Source organism: Streptomyces sp. NPDC002181 (genome assembly GCF_042890485.1).
Classification (GTDB): Bacteria; Actinomycetota; Actinomycetes; order Streptomycetales; family Streptomycetaceae; genus Streptomyces.
This window is the reverse complement of the sequence record NZ_JBIASC010000008.1, coordinates 234,060-249,648: the sequence shown is the minus strand read 5'-3', so window position 1 is coordinate 249,648 and position 15,589 is coordinate 234,060. Positions and strand designations below refer to the sequence as shown.

At 73.2% G+C, this 15,589-nt stretch carries 15 protein-coding genes; 3 read left to right on the top strand and 12 right to left on the bottom strand.

Annotated elements, in window-relative coordinates; translation table 11 throughout:
• Positions 1-93: 93 nt before the first annotated feature.
• Complete coding sequence (locus ACFYXV_RS21395; RefSeq protein ID WP_030157329.1) at positions 94-279, bottom strand: hypothetical protein; 186 nt, start codon at positions 277-279, stop codon at positions 94-96.
• Positions 280-842: 563 nt separating this feature from the next.
• Here ACFYXV_RS21395 and ACFYXV_RS21390 point away from each other — a divergent pair.
• Entirely contained in the window at positions 843-2,093 is a 1,251-nt protein-coding gene (locus ACFYXV_RS21390) for a serine/threonine-protein kinase (RefSeq protein WP_389383758.1), read from the top strand.
• Positions 2,094-2,097: 4 nt separating this feature from the next.
• On the opposite strand, the gene ACFYXV_RS21385 is transcribed toward ACFYXV_RS21390, so the two are convergent.
• The 9 genes from ACFYXV_RS21385 to ACFYXV_RS21345 form a co-directional block, all read right to left on the bottom strand.
• Positions 2,098-2,949, bottom strand: coding sequence for a TrmH family RNA methyltransferase (locus tag ACFYXV_RS21385; RefSeq protein WP_385470405.1), 852 nt, complete (start codon positions 2,947-2,949; stop codon positions 2,098-2,100).
• Between the two features lie 58 nt (positions 2,950-3,007).
• Positions 3,008-4,228: a uroporphyrinogen-III C-methyltransferase gene (gene cobA, locus ACFYXV_RS21380; RefSeq protein WP_385470407.1), complete on the bottom strand. Its 1,221-nt coding sequence runs from the start codon at positions 4,226-4,228 to the stop codon at positions 3,008-3,010.
• Between the two features lie 160 nt (positions 4,229-4,388).
• A complete protein-coding gene (gene cobT, locus ACFYXV_RS21375) occupies positions 4,389-7,664 on the bottom strand; it encodes a nicotinate-nucleotide--dimethylbenzimidazole phosphoribosyltransferase (protein ID WP_389383757.1) in 3,276 nt (1,091 codons plus the stop codon).
• Positions 7,665-7,935: 271 nt separating this feature from the next.
• Positions 7,936-9,156: a precorrin-6y C5,15-methyltransferase (decarboxylating) subunit CbiE gene (gene cbiE / locus ACFYXV_RS21370; protein ID WP_389383756.1), complete on the bottom strand. Its 1,221-nt coding sequence runs from the start codon at positions 9,154-9,156 to the stop codon at positions 7,936-7,938.
• Positions 9,157-9,260: 104 nt separating this feature from the next.
• Positions 9,261-9,962, bottom strand: a complete 702-nt coding sequence (locus tag ACFYXV_RS21365; protein ID WP_389383755.1) for a GNAT family N-acetyltransferase — start codon at positions 9,960-9,962, stop codon at positions 9,261-9,263.
• Between the two features lie 151 nt (positions 9,963-10,113).
• A complete protein-coding gene (locus tag ACFYXV_RS21360) occupies positions 10,114-10,977 on the bottom strand; it encodes a MetQ/NlpA family ABC transporter substrate-binding protein (RefSeq protein WP_382989276.1) in 864 nt (287 codons plus the stop codon).
• 93 nt (positions 10,978-11,070) lie between these two features.
• A complete protein-coding gene (locus ACFYXV_RS21355; protein ID WP_382989274.1) occupies positions 11,071-11,739 on the bottom strand; it encodes a methionine ABC transporter permease in 669 nt (222 codons plus the stop codon).
• Positions 11,736-12,800, bottom strand: a complete 1,065-nt coding sequence (locus tag ACFYXV_RS21350; protein ID WP_389383754.1) for a methionine ABC transporter ATP-binding protein — start codon at positions 12,798-12,800, stop codon at positions 11,736-11,738. Before ACFYXV_RS21350 ends, ACFYXV_RS21355 begins: the two co-directional genes overlap by 4 nt.
• A gap of 364 nt (positions 12,801-13,164) precedes the next feature.
• Entirely contained in the window at positions 13,165-13,587 is a 423-nt protein-coding gene (locus tag ACFYXV_RS21345; protein ID WP_389383753.1) for an HAD-IA family hydrolase, read from the bottom strand.
• Positions 13,588-13,655: 68 nt separating this feature from the next.
• Between ACFYXV_RS21345 and ACFYXV_RS21340 the strand changes: the two genes are divergently transcribed.
• Positions 13,656-14,024 (top strand): hypothetical protein, encoded by a 369-nt coding sequence (locus tag ACFYXV_RS21340; RefSeq protein ID WP_385470421.1) that lies wholly within the window; start codon positions 13,656-13,658, stop codon positions 14,022-14,024.
• Positions 14,017-14,433 carry a hypothetical protein gene (locus tag ACFYXV_RS21335; protein WP_383341654.1) on the top strand — a complete coding sequence of 139 codons (417 nt, stop codon included), beginning with the start codon at positions 14,017-14,019 and terminating at the stop codon, positions 14,431-14,433. Before ACFYXV_RS21340 ends, ACFYXV_RS21335 begins: the two co-directional genes overlap by 8 nt.
• A 33-nt stretch (positions 14,434-14,466) precedes the next feature.
• Here the strand turns inward: ACFYXV_RS21335 and ACFYXV_RS21330 are convergent, their stop codons facing one another.
• Together ACFYXV_RS21330 and ACFYXV_RS21325 are read right to left on the bottom strand one after the other, a co-directional pair.
• On the bottom strand, positions 14,467-14,970 hold the full coding sequence (locus ACFYXV_RS21330) for a GNAT family N-acetyltransferase (RefSeq protein WP_048479512.1): 504 nt from the start codon (positions 14,968-14,970) through the stop codon (positions 14,467-14,469).
• A 37-nt stretch (positions 14,971-15,007) separates the two neighbouring features.
• Positions 15,008-15,523: a sigma-70 family RNA polymerase sigma factor gene (locus ACFYXV_RS21325; protein WP_383341651.1), complete on the bottom strand. Its 516-nt coding sequence runs from the start codon at positions 15,521-15,523 to the stop codon at positions 15,008-15,010.
• Positions 15,524-15,589: the final 66 nt, after the last annotated feature.

Here is a 15,589-nt window from a genome sequence, read left to right as displayed (position 1 = left end):
CCCTTCACCTGCCGTCCGTCGCGCCCCCGTCCCCACGGGGTTCGACAGGCCGATGTCCCGGCCCGGGCCGCTCTCCCGGACCCGGGGCGCCGCTCAGCGCCCCAGCATCACGCCCACGGACGACGCCTGTGCCGCCACCTGGTCGAATCCTCCGAAGAGGAAGAGCAGGAGGGCGGCCAGGGGGAGCACCATGGCCGCGGCCACCAGCGGGTGGCGCGTGCCGGACTCATGGCCGTTGAACGCGAATGCCTTGCGTCCGTGCCGCGTGATGTCCGCCATGGTCCTCTCCCTGTCGGTTGACAGCGGCGGGCTTGTGACCTCGGGGGACGAGTGCTCCACCCGCCGCTTGTCCTCAACACTAGGTGCGGGGAAGTTCCCCGGCGTCCTGCCCTCGTACCCTTTGGCAGGCCTCCAAGAGGATGACGGACCGCGACGCGTGTACTCCCCTGGGTGGAGACCGCTCCCCCGTTGTGGGGGTCATCCCGGAGGGGATGACCGGAGGGTAGTGAGTTCGCTCACTTCCGTCACTCCCCGCGCATGCGTGTCCGCCGGCGGGGTAGGCACAAGATCACCCCGCGCCGCCCGCCCGGCGCGCGCGCTCCGGGCCTCCGCGCGCCCCGCGCACGACCCCCGCCGCATGCCCAATCCCCTTGGTCCGAGGGCCGTTTGGCCGCACCGACAAGTGCCGTACGGACAGGGGTCCGTGCGGGTGAGGAACCCTCAAGTGGGTTGCCCCGCACTGACAATCGAATCTTCCGGCGAGGGCGCGGCCTCTGAGCGCTCGTGGCGGATGGTCCGTAAGCTGTGGCACGTCAACAGGACGACCGGTCAGCGGGGTGGACATGGCGATGATGCGGCTCCGGCGCGAGGACCCGCGTGTCGTCGGCTCATTCAGGCTGCACCGACGGCTCGGCGCCGGCGGCATGGGCGTGGTCTACCTGGGGTCGGACCGGCGCGGCCAGCGGGTCGCGCTCAAGGTGATCCGGCCCGACCTGGCCGAGGACCAGGAGTTCCGCTCGCGCTTCGCGCGCGAGGTGTCCGCCGCCCGGCGCATCCGCGGCGGGTGCACCGCGCGTCTGGTGGCCGCGGACCTGGAGGCGGAGCGCCCGTGGTTCGCAACGCAGTACGTGCCCGGCCCGTCCCTGCACGACAAGGTGGCCGAGGAGGGCCCCCTCACGGCCGCGCAGATCGCCGCGATCGGGGCCGCGCTCTCCGAGGGACTGGTCGCCGTGCACGAGGCGGGGGTCGTCCACCGCGATCTCAAGCCCTCGAACATTCTTCTGTCCCCCAAGGGTCCCCGGATCATCGACTTCGGCATCGCCTGGGCCACCGGTGCGAGCACGCTCACGCACGTGGGCACGGCCGTCGGCTCCCCCGGCTTCCTCGCTCCCGAACAGGTGCGCGGGGCCGCCGTCACCCCGGCGACCGACGTGTTCGCGCTGGGGGCCACCCTCGCCTACGCGGCTACCGCCGACTCGCCCTTCGGACACGGCAGTTCCGAGGTGATGCTGTACCGCGTGGTGCACGAGGAGCCGCATCTGATCGGGGTCCCGGACGCGCTGGCGCCCCTCGTACAGGCCTGCCTGGCCAAGGATCCCGAGGAGCGGCCCACCACGCTCCAGCTGTCGATGCGGCTGAAGGAGATCGCGGCCCGCGAGGCGCAGGGGCTGTCCGACGGGCGCCCGCCGGCGCAGCGGGCGCGGGGCGCCGAGCGGCCGACGGGACGGCTGGCCGACGCGTACGCGGACCAGCGCACGGAGCGGCGTACGGGCGGCACCCCCGCGCCCCAGGGACCGGACCAGGGCCACGGGCATGGACAGGGCCAGGGCCAGGGCGGTCCGAACAGCGGCGGGCACGCGCGGCCCTCGAACTCCCGGCCCTCTTCCCCGCGCCCCTCGTCCTCGCGGAACCCGGGCGGTCCCTCCTCGCGGCCGACGGCCGGGCGTACGGGCGGCCGGCAGGCCCCCCGTACGACGGGAGCGGGCCGGCGCCCCTCGCGGCCGGACCCCCGGCTGATGCGGCAGCGCCTGATCGTGTTCGTCGTGGTGACGCTGATCGTGGCGCTGGGCATCGCCGCCGCCCAGAAGTTCTAGAGCCCTAGAGCTCCGGGGCTGCCGGGGCCGGCGTCCGGGGCGGGCGGGTCGCGTAGAAGGCCACCGCCGAGGCCGCGGCCACGTTCAGGGAGTCGATCCCCTCCGCCATCGGGATCCGTACCCACTCGTCGGCCGCGCGCAGCGCGTACGTCGACAGGCCGTGCCCCTCGGAGCCGAGCATGATCGCCGAGCGTTCGAAGCGCTCCGGCGGCACCTGGTCCAGCGGCGTGGCCTTCTCGCTCGGCGTCATCGCCAGGATCCGGTAGCCCGCCTCGCGGACCTTCTCCAGGTCGGCGGGCCACTGCTCCAGGCGCGCGTACGGAACCGAGAACACCGAGCCCATCGAGACCTTGATGGCGCGCCGGTAGAGGGGGTCCGCGCAGTCCGGGGAGAGCAGTATCGCGCTGATGCCGAGGGCCGCGGCGCTGCGGAAGGCGGCGCCCAGGTTGGCGTGGTCGACGAAGCCCTCGAAGACGGCGATGCGGTGGCCCGCGGCCGCCCCTTCCGCCGCGAGCAGCTCGTCGGCCGCCGGCAGCGGCTTGCGCTGCATGGAGGCGAGGGCTCCGCGGTGCACGTGGTAGCCGGTGACGCGTTCGGCGAGCTCCGGGGTGACGGCGTAGACCGGCGCCGGGAGCTCGTCGATGACGTCGCGCATGACGTCGACCCACTTGGCGGAGAGCAGCATCGAGCGCATCTCGTACCCGGCGTCCTTGGCGCGTCTGATGACCTTCTCGCCCTCGGCGATGAACAGGCCTTCCGCGGGCTCGCGCCGGCGCCGGAGTTCGACGTCGGTCAGGCCCGTGTAGTCGCGCAGGCGCGGGTCGTCGGGGTCTTCGACGGTGATGAGATCAGCCACAGGGTGATACTGCCTTGTCCGGGGTGTGGTGCCAACGGCCGTGCGGGCCGCGGGTGTTTCAGGCGGTGGGCGCGGCGGAGGCCGCGACGTTGACGACCTCGCCGATCACGATGACCGCGGGCGGACGGATCTCCGCCGCCCGTACGGTCTCGCCGACGGTGGCGAGGGTGGCGTCCACGCGGCGCTGAGTGGCCGTGGTGCCCTCCTGGACGACCGCGACGGGGGTGCCGGCGGGGCGGCCGTGCCGCACCAGGGCCTCGGCGATCAGGCCGATCTTGTCCACGCCCATGAGGATCACCAGGGTGCCGGTGAGCTTGGCGAGGGAGGCCCAGTCCACCAGGGAACGCGGGTCGTCGGGGCCGACGTGGCCGCTGACCACCGTGAACTCGTGCGCCACACCGCGGTGGGTGACCGGGATGCCGACGGCGCCGGGCACCGAGATCGAGCTGGAGATGCCGGGGACCACGGTGCAGGGGATGCCCGCCTCGGCGAGGGCCTGGAGCTCCTCCATGCCGCGGCCGAAGACGTACGGGTCCCCGCCCTTGAGCCGGACCACGGCCTTGCCGGCCTTGGCGTGCTCGATCAGGGCGTTGTTGATGGCCTCCTGGGCCATGTAGCGGCCGTACGGGATCTTCGCGGCGTCGATGACCTCGACGTGCGGCGGGAGTTCGTCGAGGAGGTCGCGCGGGCCGAGCCGGTCCGCGATGACCACGTCCGCCTCGGCGAGGAGGCGGCGCCCGCGGACGGTGATCAGGTCGGGGTCGCCGGGGCCGCCGCCGACGAGGGCGACGCCGGGGGTGCGGGGCCGGTTCCTGGTGAGGGAGCCGTCGCGCAGGCCCTCGACGACCGCGTCGCGGACGGCGGCGGAGCGACGGGGGTCGTTGCCGCTCAGGACCGCTACGGTGACGCCCTCGACGCGGCCGGTGGCCGGGGTCCAGGCGGTGGCCGCCTCGGCGTCGTCGGCGCGCACGCACCAGACGCGGCGGCGCTCGGCCTCGGCGGAGGCGGCGTCGTTGGCGGCGCGGTCGCGGGTCGCGATCAGCGCGTACCAGGCACCGTCCAGGTCCCCGTCCCGGTAGCGGCGGCGCTCCCAGCGGATCTCGCCGGTCTCGGCCATGGCGTCCACGGAGGGCGTGGCCGAGGGCGAGACGAGCAGGACCTCGGCGCCGGCCGCGACGAGCGCGGGCAGCCGGCGCTGGGCGACCTGGCCGCCGCCGATGACGACGACGCGGCGGCCGGCGAGACGGAGTCCTACGGGGTAGGCGGAGTGTTCGGCCATGGCGGTGCGGCTCCCGGTGCGGCGGTGTGTGCAGGCCGCTGCTGCGCTGGAGCGGCTTTGGGTGTGACGTGCGGTTTTGCTGTCCGGGTCCACGATACGACCCGGCACGTCCGCCGCTGCGCGGGGCCTTTCCCCACCCGCCCCGCGCAGCGGGTCCCGGCTACTTCTCGGTGACTCCTGCCGAGTCGAAGGTGGCGACCTCGTGCATGGCGCGGGCCGCGCTCTGGACCAGCGGGAGGGCCAGCAGGGCGCCCGTGCCCTCGCCGAGGCGCAGGTCCAGGTCGACCAGCGGACGCAGGCCCAGCTTGTTCAGGGCCGCCACGTGGCCCGGCTCCGCGCTGCGGTGGCCCGCGATGCACGCCGAGAGGGACTCCGGGGCGATGGCCCGGGCCACCAGGGCGGCGGCTCCCGCGCTGACGCCGTCCAGGATGACGGGGGTGCGCAGCGAGGCTCCGCCGAGGAGCAGGCCGACGATGGCCGCGTGCTCCAGGCCGCCGATGGCCGCGAGGACGCCGATCGGGTCCGCCGGGTCCGGCTGGTGGAGCTCCAGTGCGCGGCGTACGACCTCGACCTTGCGGGCGTGGGTCTCGTCGTTGATGCCCGTGCCCCGGCCGGTGACCTCCGCCGGGTCGACCCCGGTGAAGACCGAGATCAGGGCCGCCGACACCGTCGTGTTCGCGATGCCCATCTCGCCCGTCAGCAGGGCCTTGTTGCCCGCCGCGACGAGGTCGCGGGCCGTCTCGATGCCCACCTCGATGGCCGCGATCGCCTCCTCGCGGGTCATCGCCGGGCCCGTGGAGAGATCGGCGGTGCCGGGACGGACCTTGCGCGGGAGCAGGCCGGGGGTGGCGGGGAGGTCCCCGGCCACGCCGACGTCGATCACGCAGACCTCGGCGCCCACCTGGTTGGCGAACGCGTTGCAGACCGCGCCGCCGCCCAGGAAGTTGGCCACCATCTGCGTGGTGACCTCCTGGGGCCACGGGGTGACGCCCTGGGCGTGCACCCCGTGGTCGCCCGCGAAGATCGCGACCGCGGCCGGTTCCGGGATCGGCGGCGGGCAGACCCGGGAGAGGCCGGACAGCTGTGCGGAGATGATTTCGAGCATGCCCAGGGCCCCGGCGGGCTTGGTCATGCGCTTCTGGCGCTCCCACGCCTCGCCCAGCGCCTTCGCGTCGAGCGGGCGGATTCCGGCGACGGTCTCCGAGAGCAGGTCGTGCGGAGCCTCGCCGGGCAGCGCACGGCGCCCGTACGTCTCCTCGTGGACGACCCAGGCCAGCGGCCGGCGCTGCGACCAGCCGGCCTGCGCCAGCTCGGGCTCCTCCGGGAACTCGTCCACGTAGCCGACGCACAGGTACGCGACGACTTCCAGGTGCTCCGGCAGGCCGAGCTCGCGGACCATCTCGCGCTCGTCGAAGAAGCTGACCCAGCCGACGCCGAGGCCTTCGGCGCGCGCGGCGAGCCAGAGGTTCTCGACGGCGAGGGCCGAGGAGTACGGGGCCATCTGCGGCTGGGTGTGCCGGCCGAGGGTGTGGCGCCCGCCCCGGGTGGGGTCGGCGGTGACGACGATGTTCACCGGGGTGTCGAGGATGGCCTCGATCTTGAGTTCCTTGAACTGCTTCGCCCGGCCCTTGGGGAGCGACTTCGCGTAGGCCTCGCGCTGGCGCTGGGCGAGCTCGTGCATGGTCCGGCGGGTCTCGGCCGAACGGATGACGACGAAGTCCCAGGGCTGGGAGTGGCCCACGCTGGGCGCGTGGTGCGCGGCCTCCAGGACGCGAAGGAGCACCTCGTGCGGGATCGGGTCCGTGCGGAAGCCGTTGCGGATGTCGCGGCGCTCGCGGATGACGCGCAGCACGGCCTCGCGCTCGGCGTCCGCGTACGCGGGGGCCGCCTCGCCCAGAGAGGGCTCCGGCACGGGTGCGAGGGCGAGGAACTGCTCGGGGGCGGCCTCGGAGGCGGCGTCGGCCGCCGGCTCGGCGGCCGGTACGGCGACCGGCTCGGGCTCCGGCGCGGCGAGCGGCTCGGGCGCGGCCTCGGCAGCCGCCTCGGGCTCAGGGGCGGTCTCCGGTGCGGGCTCCAGGGCGACGGGGGCCGCAGGGGTCTCGGGGGCGGACTGCTCGGCGACCTCGACGGCCTCGACGGCCTCGGGGGCCGGGACCGGCGCTTCCGCGGGCAGGGCCGCGGGCTCGGGCTCGGCGGCCTGTGCCTCCGCGGGCGCGGCCACGACGGGCTCGGGCTCCGCTACGGGCGCTGCCGGGGCCTCGACGGGTTCCGCGGCGACGGGCGCCTCGGCGAGGGCCTCCGGCGCCGGCTCCGCAGCGGCGGGCACGACCTGCTCGGGCTCCGGCACGGCGACCGGCTCCGGCTGGGGCGCCTCCGGGACGGCGGGGACCTCGGCGGCCGCCGGCGCCCCGGGCGCCATGACGGGCGCGAGCACCACCACGGGCTCGGGGGCCACCACGGGCTCGGGGGCCATGACGGGCTCGGGGGCCATGACGGGCTCCGGCGCCACAGCGGCCTCCGGCGCCACAGCGGGCTCGACCGCCACGGCGGACTCGGGAACGACCTCGGGCTCGGGAACGACGACGGGCTCGGGCGCCATGACGGGCTCGGGCGCCATGACGGGCTCCGGGACCGCCAGGGGCTCCGGCGCCGGCTCCGCCGTCCACGGGGCTCCGGCCTGCGGCGCGATCTCGCCCGGCTGCGGCACGGCCTCGGCGGCGGCCTCGGGGCGCGGGACGTCCAGGTACTCGGGGCCCAGCGTCGGCGGACCGGCCACCTGGACCGGGATGGGCACCACCGGAGCGGCGACCGGGGCGGCGGCGGGAGCCGCCACCTGTGCCAGGGGCACGACGGGCGCCACCGGAGCCGCGGCCGGACCCCGGTCGGCGAGGGAACGTACGACTCCGCCGGTGGCCTCGGGCACGGGCGGGCCCATGTGCAGCGGCCGGCGGGCGGGCGCGGGCGGGGTCGCGGGCGGAGCGACCGGGGCAGCGGCCGGAGGCGGGACCACGAGACCGCCGAGGTCGAGCGCACCGGAATCGCGGCCGCCGGCCTCGTGCGCACCGGCGCTGTACGAGGCGTCGCCGTAGGACGGGTCGGGGAACGCGGGGTAGGCGGGCTCGGCGTAGGCGGCCGGAGCCTCGGGGTACTCGGCGTAGGGCGCGTCTCCGTAGGAGGTGTCGACCGGGAAGACCGGCGCCGGCGGGACGACCTGCGGGTCGCTCCACGCGCCCTGGCCGCTCGGCATCAGCAGCAGTTCCTCGTCCTCCGGCTCGGCCGGATTGTCCAGGAGGTCCTGGAAGGCGTAGCCGCCTTGGACGGTAGCGGGGGCGGGGGCAGTGCCCGGATGCTGGACCGGAGCGGGAATGCCCTGCTGATCCACCATGCCCGCGCTGTCCGGGAGACCCTCGCCCGGTACCTGGCCGGTGTCAGTCATGCGTACCCCTCGCCCATCGGTTGTGCGTCTTCGATCGCCCGGCGCCCGAGCGGGGTTGCCGTACGACGTGTCCGTCACGCGCACGCCCCGCACGACAACCCGTAAGCATTGTCGCGCTCGTTAGCCACCATGGCGGCCATAACCGGCATGGTGCGCTGTGGACTGCGCCACGTCGCGCGTCCGGCGGTGCCGTCACCCCCGGAGATGCCAGGGCGGTACGACGATCGGCCAGCCTACCCCGGGCTCCTCGCCGGGCGGTCTCGGGGACCGCTCAGCGGTTCACGGGGCGTTCGGCTGCCAGGAGGAAGACGACGGAACGGTCCTGTTCGCTCCATGTGCGGGTGTCCAGGCCCACCGACTGGAGCAGCGCGCACTCGACGGTGTAGCCGCCCTCGGTGAGCGCGCGGCCGATGGCCTCCGCCTCGTCTCGGGTGGAGGCGTGGCTGACGATCCGTTCGGGGCGGCGGTCGGCGACGGCCCGGGCGACCGCGGCTCCCCCGCCGCCGACGCGGACGACGTCGGGTTCGGGCAGGTCCTCCAGCACGTGCGGTGCGCGTCCGGCGACCACCTGGAGCTGTACGCCCCGCTTGCGGGCGGCGGCGGTCGCGCGTTCGCAGGCGCGCGGGTCGGCGTCGACCGCGATGACGGCGGCACCGAACGCGGCGGCCTCGACCGCGAGGGCGCCGGATCCGGTGCCGATGTCCCAGACGAGGTCGCCGGCGCGCGGGCCGAGGCGGGCGAGCTGGGCGGCGCGCAGCGGCGCCGACTCCCCCTCGCCTCCGTCGCCCCCGGACAGGGCCCAGCCGCGTCCGCCGGTGTGGGCGGCGTTCTGGCCGAGGAGCCAGGCCGGGTCGGCGGCCGCGGCGGAGGGTGCGGCGGGGGCGGCGGCCTGTCCGCCGATGACGATGACGACGTTGGGGTCGCGCCAGCTGTGGTCGGCGACCCGGTCGGAGGTCAGGACGGTCACCTGTTCCTTGACGGTGCCGAGCTCCTCGCAGATGACGAAGGTGCGGTGGACCCCGCCGAGCAGCAGGGCGAGTTCGGCGGGCCCGGCGCCGGGCGAGGTCAGGACGGCGACCTTGCCGTGCGCGCGGCAGACGTTGACGGCGCGGCGCAGCGTACGGGGGTGGGCGACGACGACCTGGGCGTCGTCCCAGGGCATCCCGGCGCGGGCGAAGGCCGCGGCGACGGCGGACACGGCGGGGACGACCTCGACCTCAAGGCCGTGCTCGGGGGCGCGCAGGGTGCGTACGGCGCCGAAGAAGCCGGGGTCCCCGTCGGCGAAGACGACGGCGGTGCCGCGGTGGCCGGCGATGCGCCGGGCGGCGAGTCCGAGGCTGCCCAGGCGGATGCGCTCGGCGGCGGGCGGCACCTCGGGCAGGGCGAGGTGGTGGGCGGCGCCGGCCACGAGGGTGGCTGCGGAGAGCGCGGACCGGGCGGCCGCGGTCAGGGGCGAGCCGTCCCAGCCGATCACCGTGACCCGGTCGGCCATCGTCGTCAGTCTCCAGGGGTGGGGGCGGGCGGAGCTTCGTCGGCAGGAGCCGGCGGGCGGGGCGCCAGGCACGGTGAGACTACCTGGTCATAGGGTCGGCCCGGTCAGCTCCAGTCGGCGCCGACGGCGTAGCCGCTCGCGCCCGCCTGGGCGCCGCGGCCGTATCCGTAGTCGTCGTGGCCGTTGTAGCCGTTGTAGCCGTCCGACTCCGCCATGTCCTCGATGTCCTCGGGGAGCAGGCTCCAGACGATGAGGTCGGTGCGGGTCTCCGTCCAGGAGCCTTCGGTGCCGTTTTCGGACCGGGTGCGCACCAGCCACGCGTTGCGCAGGACGCCTTCGCTGATGCAGCCGATCTTCTGGGCCACCTGCTGGGAGGCGGTGTTGTCGGCGGCGGTGCGCAGTTCGAGGCGCTCGAAGCGCTGGTCGTCGAAGAGCCACTGGGCGACGGCGAGTACGGATTCGCTGGCGTAGCCCTCGCCGCGGGCCCAGGGGGCGGTGACGTAGCCGACCTCGGTGCTGCGGGTGCGCCAGTTGGTGTTCTTCAGGTGCACGATGCCGACGAGGCGCTGGGTGAGGAATTCGGTGACGGCAAAAACGATGCCTCTGCCTTCGGTGCGCTCCGCGTGGGAGTGCGCGGTGGCCCAGGCGTGGGCGTCGGCATGGGTGTAGGGGTGCGGCGCGGAGGTCCAGGCGGTGATGTGCTCGTCGTTCATCATCTCGGCGAGCGCGGTGACGTCCTCCCCGTCGAAGGGGCGCAGCACCAGCCGGTCCGTGCTGATGGTGACGTCCGGGAAGGTGGTAGTCATGCGCAGCTCCATGCCGTTGCTGGACCTTTGTGCGGGCCGTAGGCACAGCATGCAGCATCGGCGGTGTGATGTGGCGGCCGGGTTGCCCGGAAGCGGGCAGCGCTCGGCCCCGTACGCCCGCGGGCGTACGGGGCCGATCAGCGGTTCGGGATCAGGCCTTCGGGGCGCCGAAGGCCGGGACGACCGAGCCCTGGTACTTGTCCTCGATGAACTTCTTGACCTCGTCGGAGTTGAGGAGCTTGGCGAGCTTCTCGATCCGCGGGTCCTTCTCGTTGCCGGCCTTCACCGCGAGGAAGTTGGCGTACGGGTTGCCCTCGGCCTTCTCCAGGGCCAGCGCGTCCTTGGCGGGCGCGAGCTTGGCCTCCAGGGCGTAGTTGCCGTTGATGACCGCGGCGTCCACGTCGTTCAGGGCGCGCGGGACCGTGGCGGCCTCCAGCTCCTTGAACTCCAGGCCCTTCTTGTCGGTGATGTCGGACAGCTTGGCGGCGGTGCCGACGCCTTCCTTGAGGGTGATCAGGTTGTTCGCGGCGAGCAGCTGGAGCGCGCGGCCCTCGTTGGTGGTGTCGTTGGGGACGGCGATCGTCTGGCCGGCCTTGATGTCGGTGAGGGCCTTGACCTTCTTGGAGTAGAGGCCGAGCGGCTCCAGGTGCACGTTCACGACGGGCACGATGTGGGTGCCGTTCTTCTTGTTGAAGTCGTCGAGGTACGGCTTGTGCTGGAAGTAGTTGCCGTCGACCTGGCCCTGCTCGGTGGCGGTGTTGGGGAGCACGTAGTCCGTGAACTCCTTCACCTCCAGCTTGAGGCCCTCCTTGGCCGCCAGCTTGTCCTTGACGAAGTTCAGGATGTCGGCGTGCGGGCTCGGGGAGGCGGCGATGACGAGCGGCTTGCTCTCGTCGACCTTGCCGCCGTCGGCCTTGGTGGAGGACGGGTCCGAGGAGCTGCCGCAGGCGGTGAGGCCGAGGGCGAGCGCGGCGGAGGCGGCGGCGAAGGCGGTGACCTTGATGTTCTTACGCACGAAGAGTGCCTTTCTTGCTTTTTCCGGATGGAGGCCCAAGCACGACAAGTGCGGGCTTTCGGGAAGGGGGTTCAGGGGTGCGGTGGGCCCGGTTCAGGCTGTCCGGCCGCGGCGGGCGAGCAGGCGTACCACGCCGTCGCCGATCAGCTGGATCACCGTGACGATGGCGATCAGGACCACGACGGTGGCGAGCATGAAGCCGGTCTCGAAGCGCTGGAAGCCGTACGTGATGGCCTTGGAGCCGAGGCCTTCGCCGCCGACCGCGCCGGCCATGGCCGAGTACCCGATCAGGGTGATCAGGGTGGTGGTGACGGCGGCGACCAGCGAGGGCAGGGCCTGCGGCAGGAGCACCTTGCCGACGAGGGTGGGGACTCCGCCGCCCATGGACTCGACGGCCTCGACGAGACCGTGGTCCACCTCGCGGACGGCCGTCTCGACGAGGCGGGCGAAGAAGGGGATGGCGCCGATGGCGAGCGGGACGATCATGGCGGTGGGGCCGATGAAGGTGCCGACGACGGCGGTGGTGACCGGGATCAGGGCGATCAGCAGGATGATGAACGGCAGCGAGCGGCCTATGTTCACGATCACGCCGAGGACCTTGTTGAGCGGCCGGTTCTGCAGGAGGCCGCCCTTGTCGGTGAGGACGAGGAGGATGCCGATGGGCAGTCCGCCGGCCACGGTCGCCAGGGTGGACCACAGCACCATGTAGAGGGTGTCGTACGTGCCCTGGGTGAGCAGGGGCTGCATCTCGGACCAGGTCACTTGGCACCATCCTCGACCAGTGCGGCCAGTTCGTTCTCGATCGAGCCGGCGGCGTCCTCTTCCTCGACGACGTCCACCTGGAGGCCCTGTTCGCGCAGGAAGCCGACGGGCACGACGTTGTCCTCGTAGCGGCCGGGCAGCTCGATGCGCATGCGGCCGATCTGGCGGCCGGCGACGGTGTCCATCGCGGCGCCGAGGATCGAGATGTCGATGTTGTACGTCCGCGACAGCTGGGAGATGACCGGCTGGGTGGCGGCCTCGCCGTGGAACGTGACGTCGACGACCGTGCGGTCGGGGCCGGTGGCGGCGCCGCTGACGGGGAACAGCTCGCCGGCGAGTTCGGAACCGGGGGTGGCGAGCAGTTCGGAGACGGTGCCGGACTCGATGATGCGGCCCCGCTTCATGAGCGCGGCCGAGTCGCAGACCGTCTTGACGACGTCCATCTCGTGGGTGATGAGCAGGACGGTCAGGCCGAGCTGCTGGTTGAGGTCGCGCAGCAGCTGGAGGATCGAGCGGGTGGTCTCGGGGTCCAGGGCGCTGGTGGCCTCGTCGGAGAGGAGCACCTTGGGGTCGCCCGCGAGGGCGCGGGCGATGCCGACGCGCTGCTTCTGGCCGCCGGAGAGCTGGCCGGGGTAGGCCTTGGCCTTGTCGGACAGGCCGACGAGGTCGAGGAGTTCGAGGGCCTTGCGGGAGCGCTCGCGGCTGGAGACGCCGAGGATCTCCAGCGGCAGCTCGATGTTGCCCTGGACGGTGCGCGAGGACAGCAGGTTGAAGTGCTGGAAGACCATGCCGATGCGGCTGCGGGCCTCGCGCAGCTCCTTGCCGGCGCGGCGGCCGCGGCCGGCGAGCGCGGTGAGGTCGACGCCGTCCACGGTCACGGTGCCGGTGGTGGGGCGCTCCAGCAGGTTCACGCAGCGGATCAGGGAGGACTTGCCGGCGCCGCTCTGGCCGATGACTCCGTAGACCTCGCCCTCGCGGACGTGCAGATCGACGCCGTCCAGGGCGGTGACCTCGCGGCCACGGGACTGGTAGACCTTCGTGAGGCCCGATGTGGTGATCACAGGAATTCCGTCGCTGTCGAGTGCACGGCGCAGCGGGCTGCCGGCACGGGGCAAACATCTGGGGACGCGATACGGGTCGAACCGTCACAAAGAGGCGGCGTCAACGCATGCGCGGGGCAGGAGCGGTCCGTGGTGTGTGGACGGGCTCGGCCGGGTCTCGCTTCGGGGCGCGAAACGCAGGAGAGGGGCCCTCAGAAGGCGCACATTCGACACATACAACGAGCACCGGGCGTCATCGTCGCCTCGGTCGCAAGGGTGCGGCTGCTCGTCGTGGTCATGGGCCCCAGTAAAGCAGACGTATCCCGTCACCGATCAAAGCTGTCCGAATAGCGGACGGATTCCGGCCGCATACCGGACGCTTCGGTCAGCTCGGGCCATCCGTGGGCACCACCAATCCGCCCTCGCTGACCTGCACGGACACCGCCGAAAGGTCCCGTACGACCACGTCCGCGTCGAGCTCGGCGGCGGTGTGCGTTGTGGTCAAGGCCACGGTCCGCATCCCGGCGGCGCGGCCGGCCGCCAGACCCGCCGGGGCGTCCTCGAAGACCACGCAGCGCGCCGGGTCCGCCCCGAGCCGGGCGGCAGCGAGCAGGAAGGGCTCCGGGTCGGGCTTGCCGCAGGTGACGTCGTCGGCGGCGGGGCGTCCGTGCAGCTCCACCCGGGAGAGGGCCTCCCCGGTGATCCCGTACTCCCGGGCCCAGCGGCTCCAGCAGCGCTCGACGGATTCCATGGAGGAGACGAGGGTGCCGTCGTTGTCGAAGAGCAGGGCTTCTGCGTGCAGGTCCATACCTTCCGGCAAAGCCCGCCCCCAGGGGCGCGCGCACCGGGTCTTTCGGCCCGTAATACCCTCGCTGCATGCTCGACGCCCTGACGGTCGCCCTCGGCGCGGCCGCACTCGCCCTCGCCGCCTGGTGCGGATTCGCCGCCCTGCGGGACCAGCCCACCAAGGACTGGCACTTCATCGGCATGGGCGTGGTGACCCTGCTGGCCCTGGCCCAGCTGGTGGTCGGCGTGGTCGAGCTGGCCCGGGGCGGCAAGCCCGACGAGGGCACGGTGATCTTCGTGGCCTACCTGATCGGCGCGTTCGCGGCGGTCCCGGCGGCCGGGCTGCTCTCGCTGAGCGAGCGGACCAGGTGGGGTTCGGTGACGGTGGCCGCGGGCGCACTCGTCCTCGCGGTCCTCGAAGTACGCCTCTACGACATCTGGGGGACTCCCGGTGCCTGACACGACGAGCGCCGCTCCGGGCGAACGCAAGCGGCTGGTCTCCGGACCCGGACTGCTGCTGGTCTGGCTGTACGGGGTGATGGTGGTGGGCGCGCTGTCGCGCTCGGCCTACCAGATCTCCACCGAGTTCGACCGGGCGCCGCTGGCGTACTCCCTGTCCGGCGCGGCGGCCCTGGTCTACGCGTTCATCACGTACTCGCTGGTCCGCGGCGGGGAGACGGCCCGCAGGGCGGCACTGATCTGCTGCGCCGCCGAGCTGGCCGGAGTACTGGCGGTGGGCGCCTGGACGCTGGTGCGCCCCGAGGCCTTCCCGGACGCCACCGTGTGGTCGGACTTCGGGATGGGCTACCTGTTCATCCCGGTGATCCTGCCGATCACCGGGATGCTCTGGCTGCGCGCCAAGCGCTGAGCCCGGCGACCGGGGGCAGCGTGGTCAGGAGCTTCAGGCGCTGACCGCGAAGTCGGCCGCGTCGGCCTCCTTCTCCAGGATGACCAGGCGTACGCCGTCGGAGGCGGTGCGGCCGCCGACCTGGACGTAACCGGCCTTGCGGTACAGGCGCAGGTTCGACTCGCTCTTGTGGCCGGTGTGCAGGCGGAAGCGCGTGGTCTCGGCGTGGCCCGCGAGGGCCTCCTCGACCGCGCGCAGCAGCCGGGCGCCGAGCCCGTGGCCCTGCAGGCGCGGGTGGACGCAGAGCTTGGCGATCTTGCCGGTGCCGTCCTCGTCGACGCTGCCGCGCACGGTGCCGACCACTTCGTCGCCGAGCCGGGCCACGAGCACCGTGTCCGACTCCAGCTCCGCCTTGAGGGAGTCCAGGGTCTGGGTGAGCGGCTGGATGCGGTAGTTGCCGTACAGCTCGGCCTCACGCTGGAACGCCAGGTACTGCAGTTTGAGGATCTGCTCAGTGTCCTCGGCAGCTGCCGCCGAAATGGTCACGCTCATGCCCATGTGCGCATGCCTCCCGCTCACCTGGTAGCCCGTTGGTCTACCGCTCCCTTCCCCGAAGGCGAGGAGCCGCAACCTCTGACGCGAGCATTCTGCGCAGACATCCCAGGCAACGGGAACGGACGGGTCCCAAACTTCCTTGTGAGATACCCAACTCTCCTGCGATTTCACGGTAGGTGAGGTCTCTGGGCGAAAGAAGTGCCCCCATCAGCTCCGGACACCGTCCGGGCAATCGGGCGACGGCCGATCGGAGGGCCCGGTTCTCCTCCCCGTGCAGCAGGGCGTCTTCGGGTTCGGCGCCCGCGCTTCCGGGCCGGCAGCCGTACGGGATCTCGCGGCGGGCGCGGCGCCGGGCGAGCCGGGCTTCCGCGCGTACCGCGCGGCGCAGCCAGCGGGCCGGCTCGACGGGGGCGGGGTCGTGCTCCAGCAGCCTGACCCAGACGGCTTGCTCCAGGTCGGCGGCTTCGACTCCCGCACCCGGGGCCTCCGCCGCCGCCTCGGCGGAGAGCAGCGGGCCCAGTTCGTTCAGGAGGTCGGAGTCCTTCAGCAGGTCCATGCCGGGCGGGACGCGCGGGCCGTGCCCGGCGGTTTCCCCACCCGGCGCAGCCCACCCGTACGTGAT

Coding starts and splice junctions, on each gene's coding strand:
- ACFYXV_RS21395 (WP_030157329.1), bottom strand. CDS start 279: ATGGCGGACATCACGCGGCACGGACGCAAGGCATTCGCGTTCAACGGC.
- ACFYXV_RS21390 (WP_389383758.1), top strand. CDS start 843: ATGGCGATGATGCGGCTCCGGCGCGAGGACCCGCGTGTCGTCGGCTCA.
- cobA (WP_385470407.1), bottom strand. CDS start 4,228: ATGGCCGAACACTCCGCCTACCCCGTAGGACTCCGTCTCGCCGGCCGC.
- cobT (WP_389383757.1), bottom strand. CDS start 7,664: ATGACTGACACCGGCCAGGTACCGGGCGAGGGTCTCCCGGACAGCGCG.
- cbiE (WP_389383756.1), bottom strand. CDS start 9,156: ATGGCCGACCGGGTCACGGTGATCGGCTGGGACGGCTCGCCCCTGACC.
- ACFYXV_RS21365 (WP_389383755.1), bottom strand. CDS start 9,962: ATGACTACCACCTTCCCGGACGTCACCATCAGCACGGACCGGCTGGTG.
- ACFYXV_RS21345 (WP_389383753.1), bottom strand. CDS start 13,587: ATGGACCTGCACGCAGAAGCCCTGCTCTTCGACAACGACGGCACCCTC.
- ACFYXV_RS21340 (WP_385470421.1), top strand. CDS start 13,656: ATGCTCGACGCCCTGACGGTCGCCCTCGGCGCGGCCGCACTCGCCCTC.
- ACFYXV_RS21330 (WP_048479512.1), bottom strand. CDS start 14,970: ATGGGCATGAGCGTGACCATTTCGGCGGCAGCTGCCGAGGACACTGAG.
- ACFYXV_RS21325 (WP_383341651.1), bottom strand. CDS start 15,523: ATGGACCTGCTGAAGGACTCCGACCTCCTGAACGAACTGGGCCCGCTG.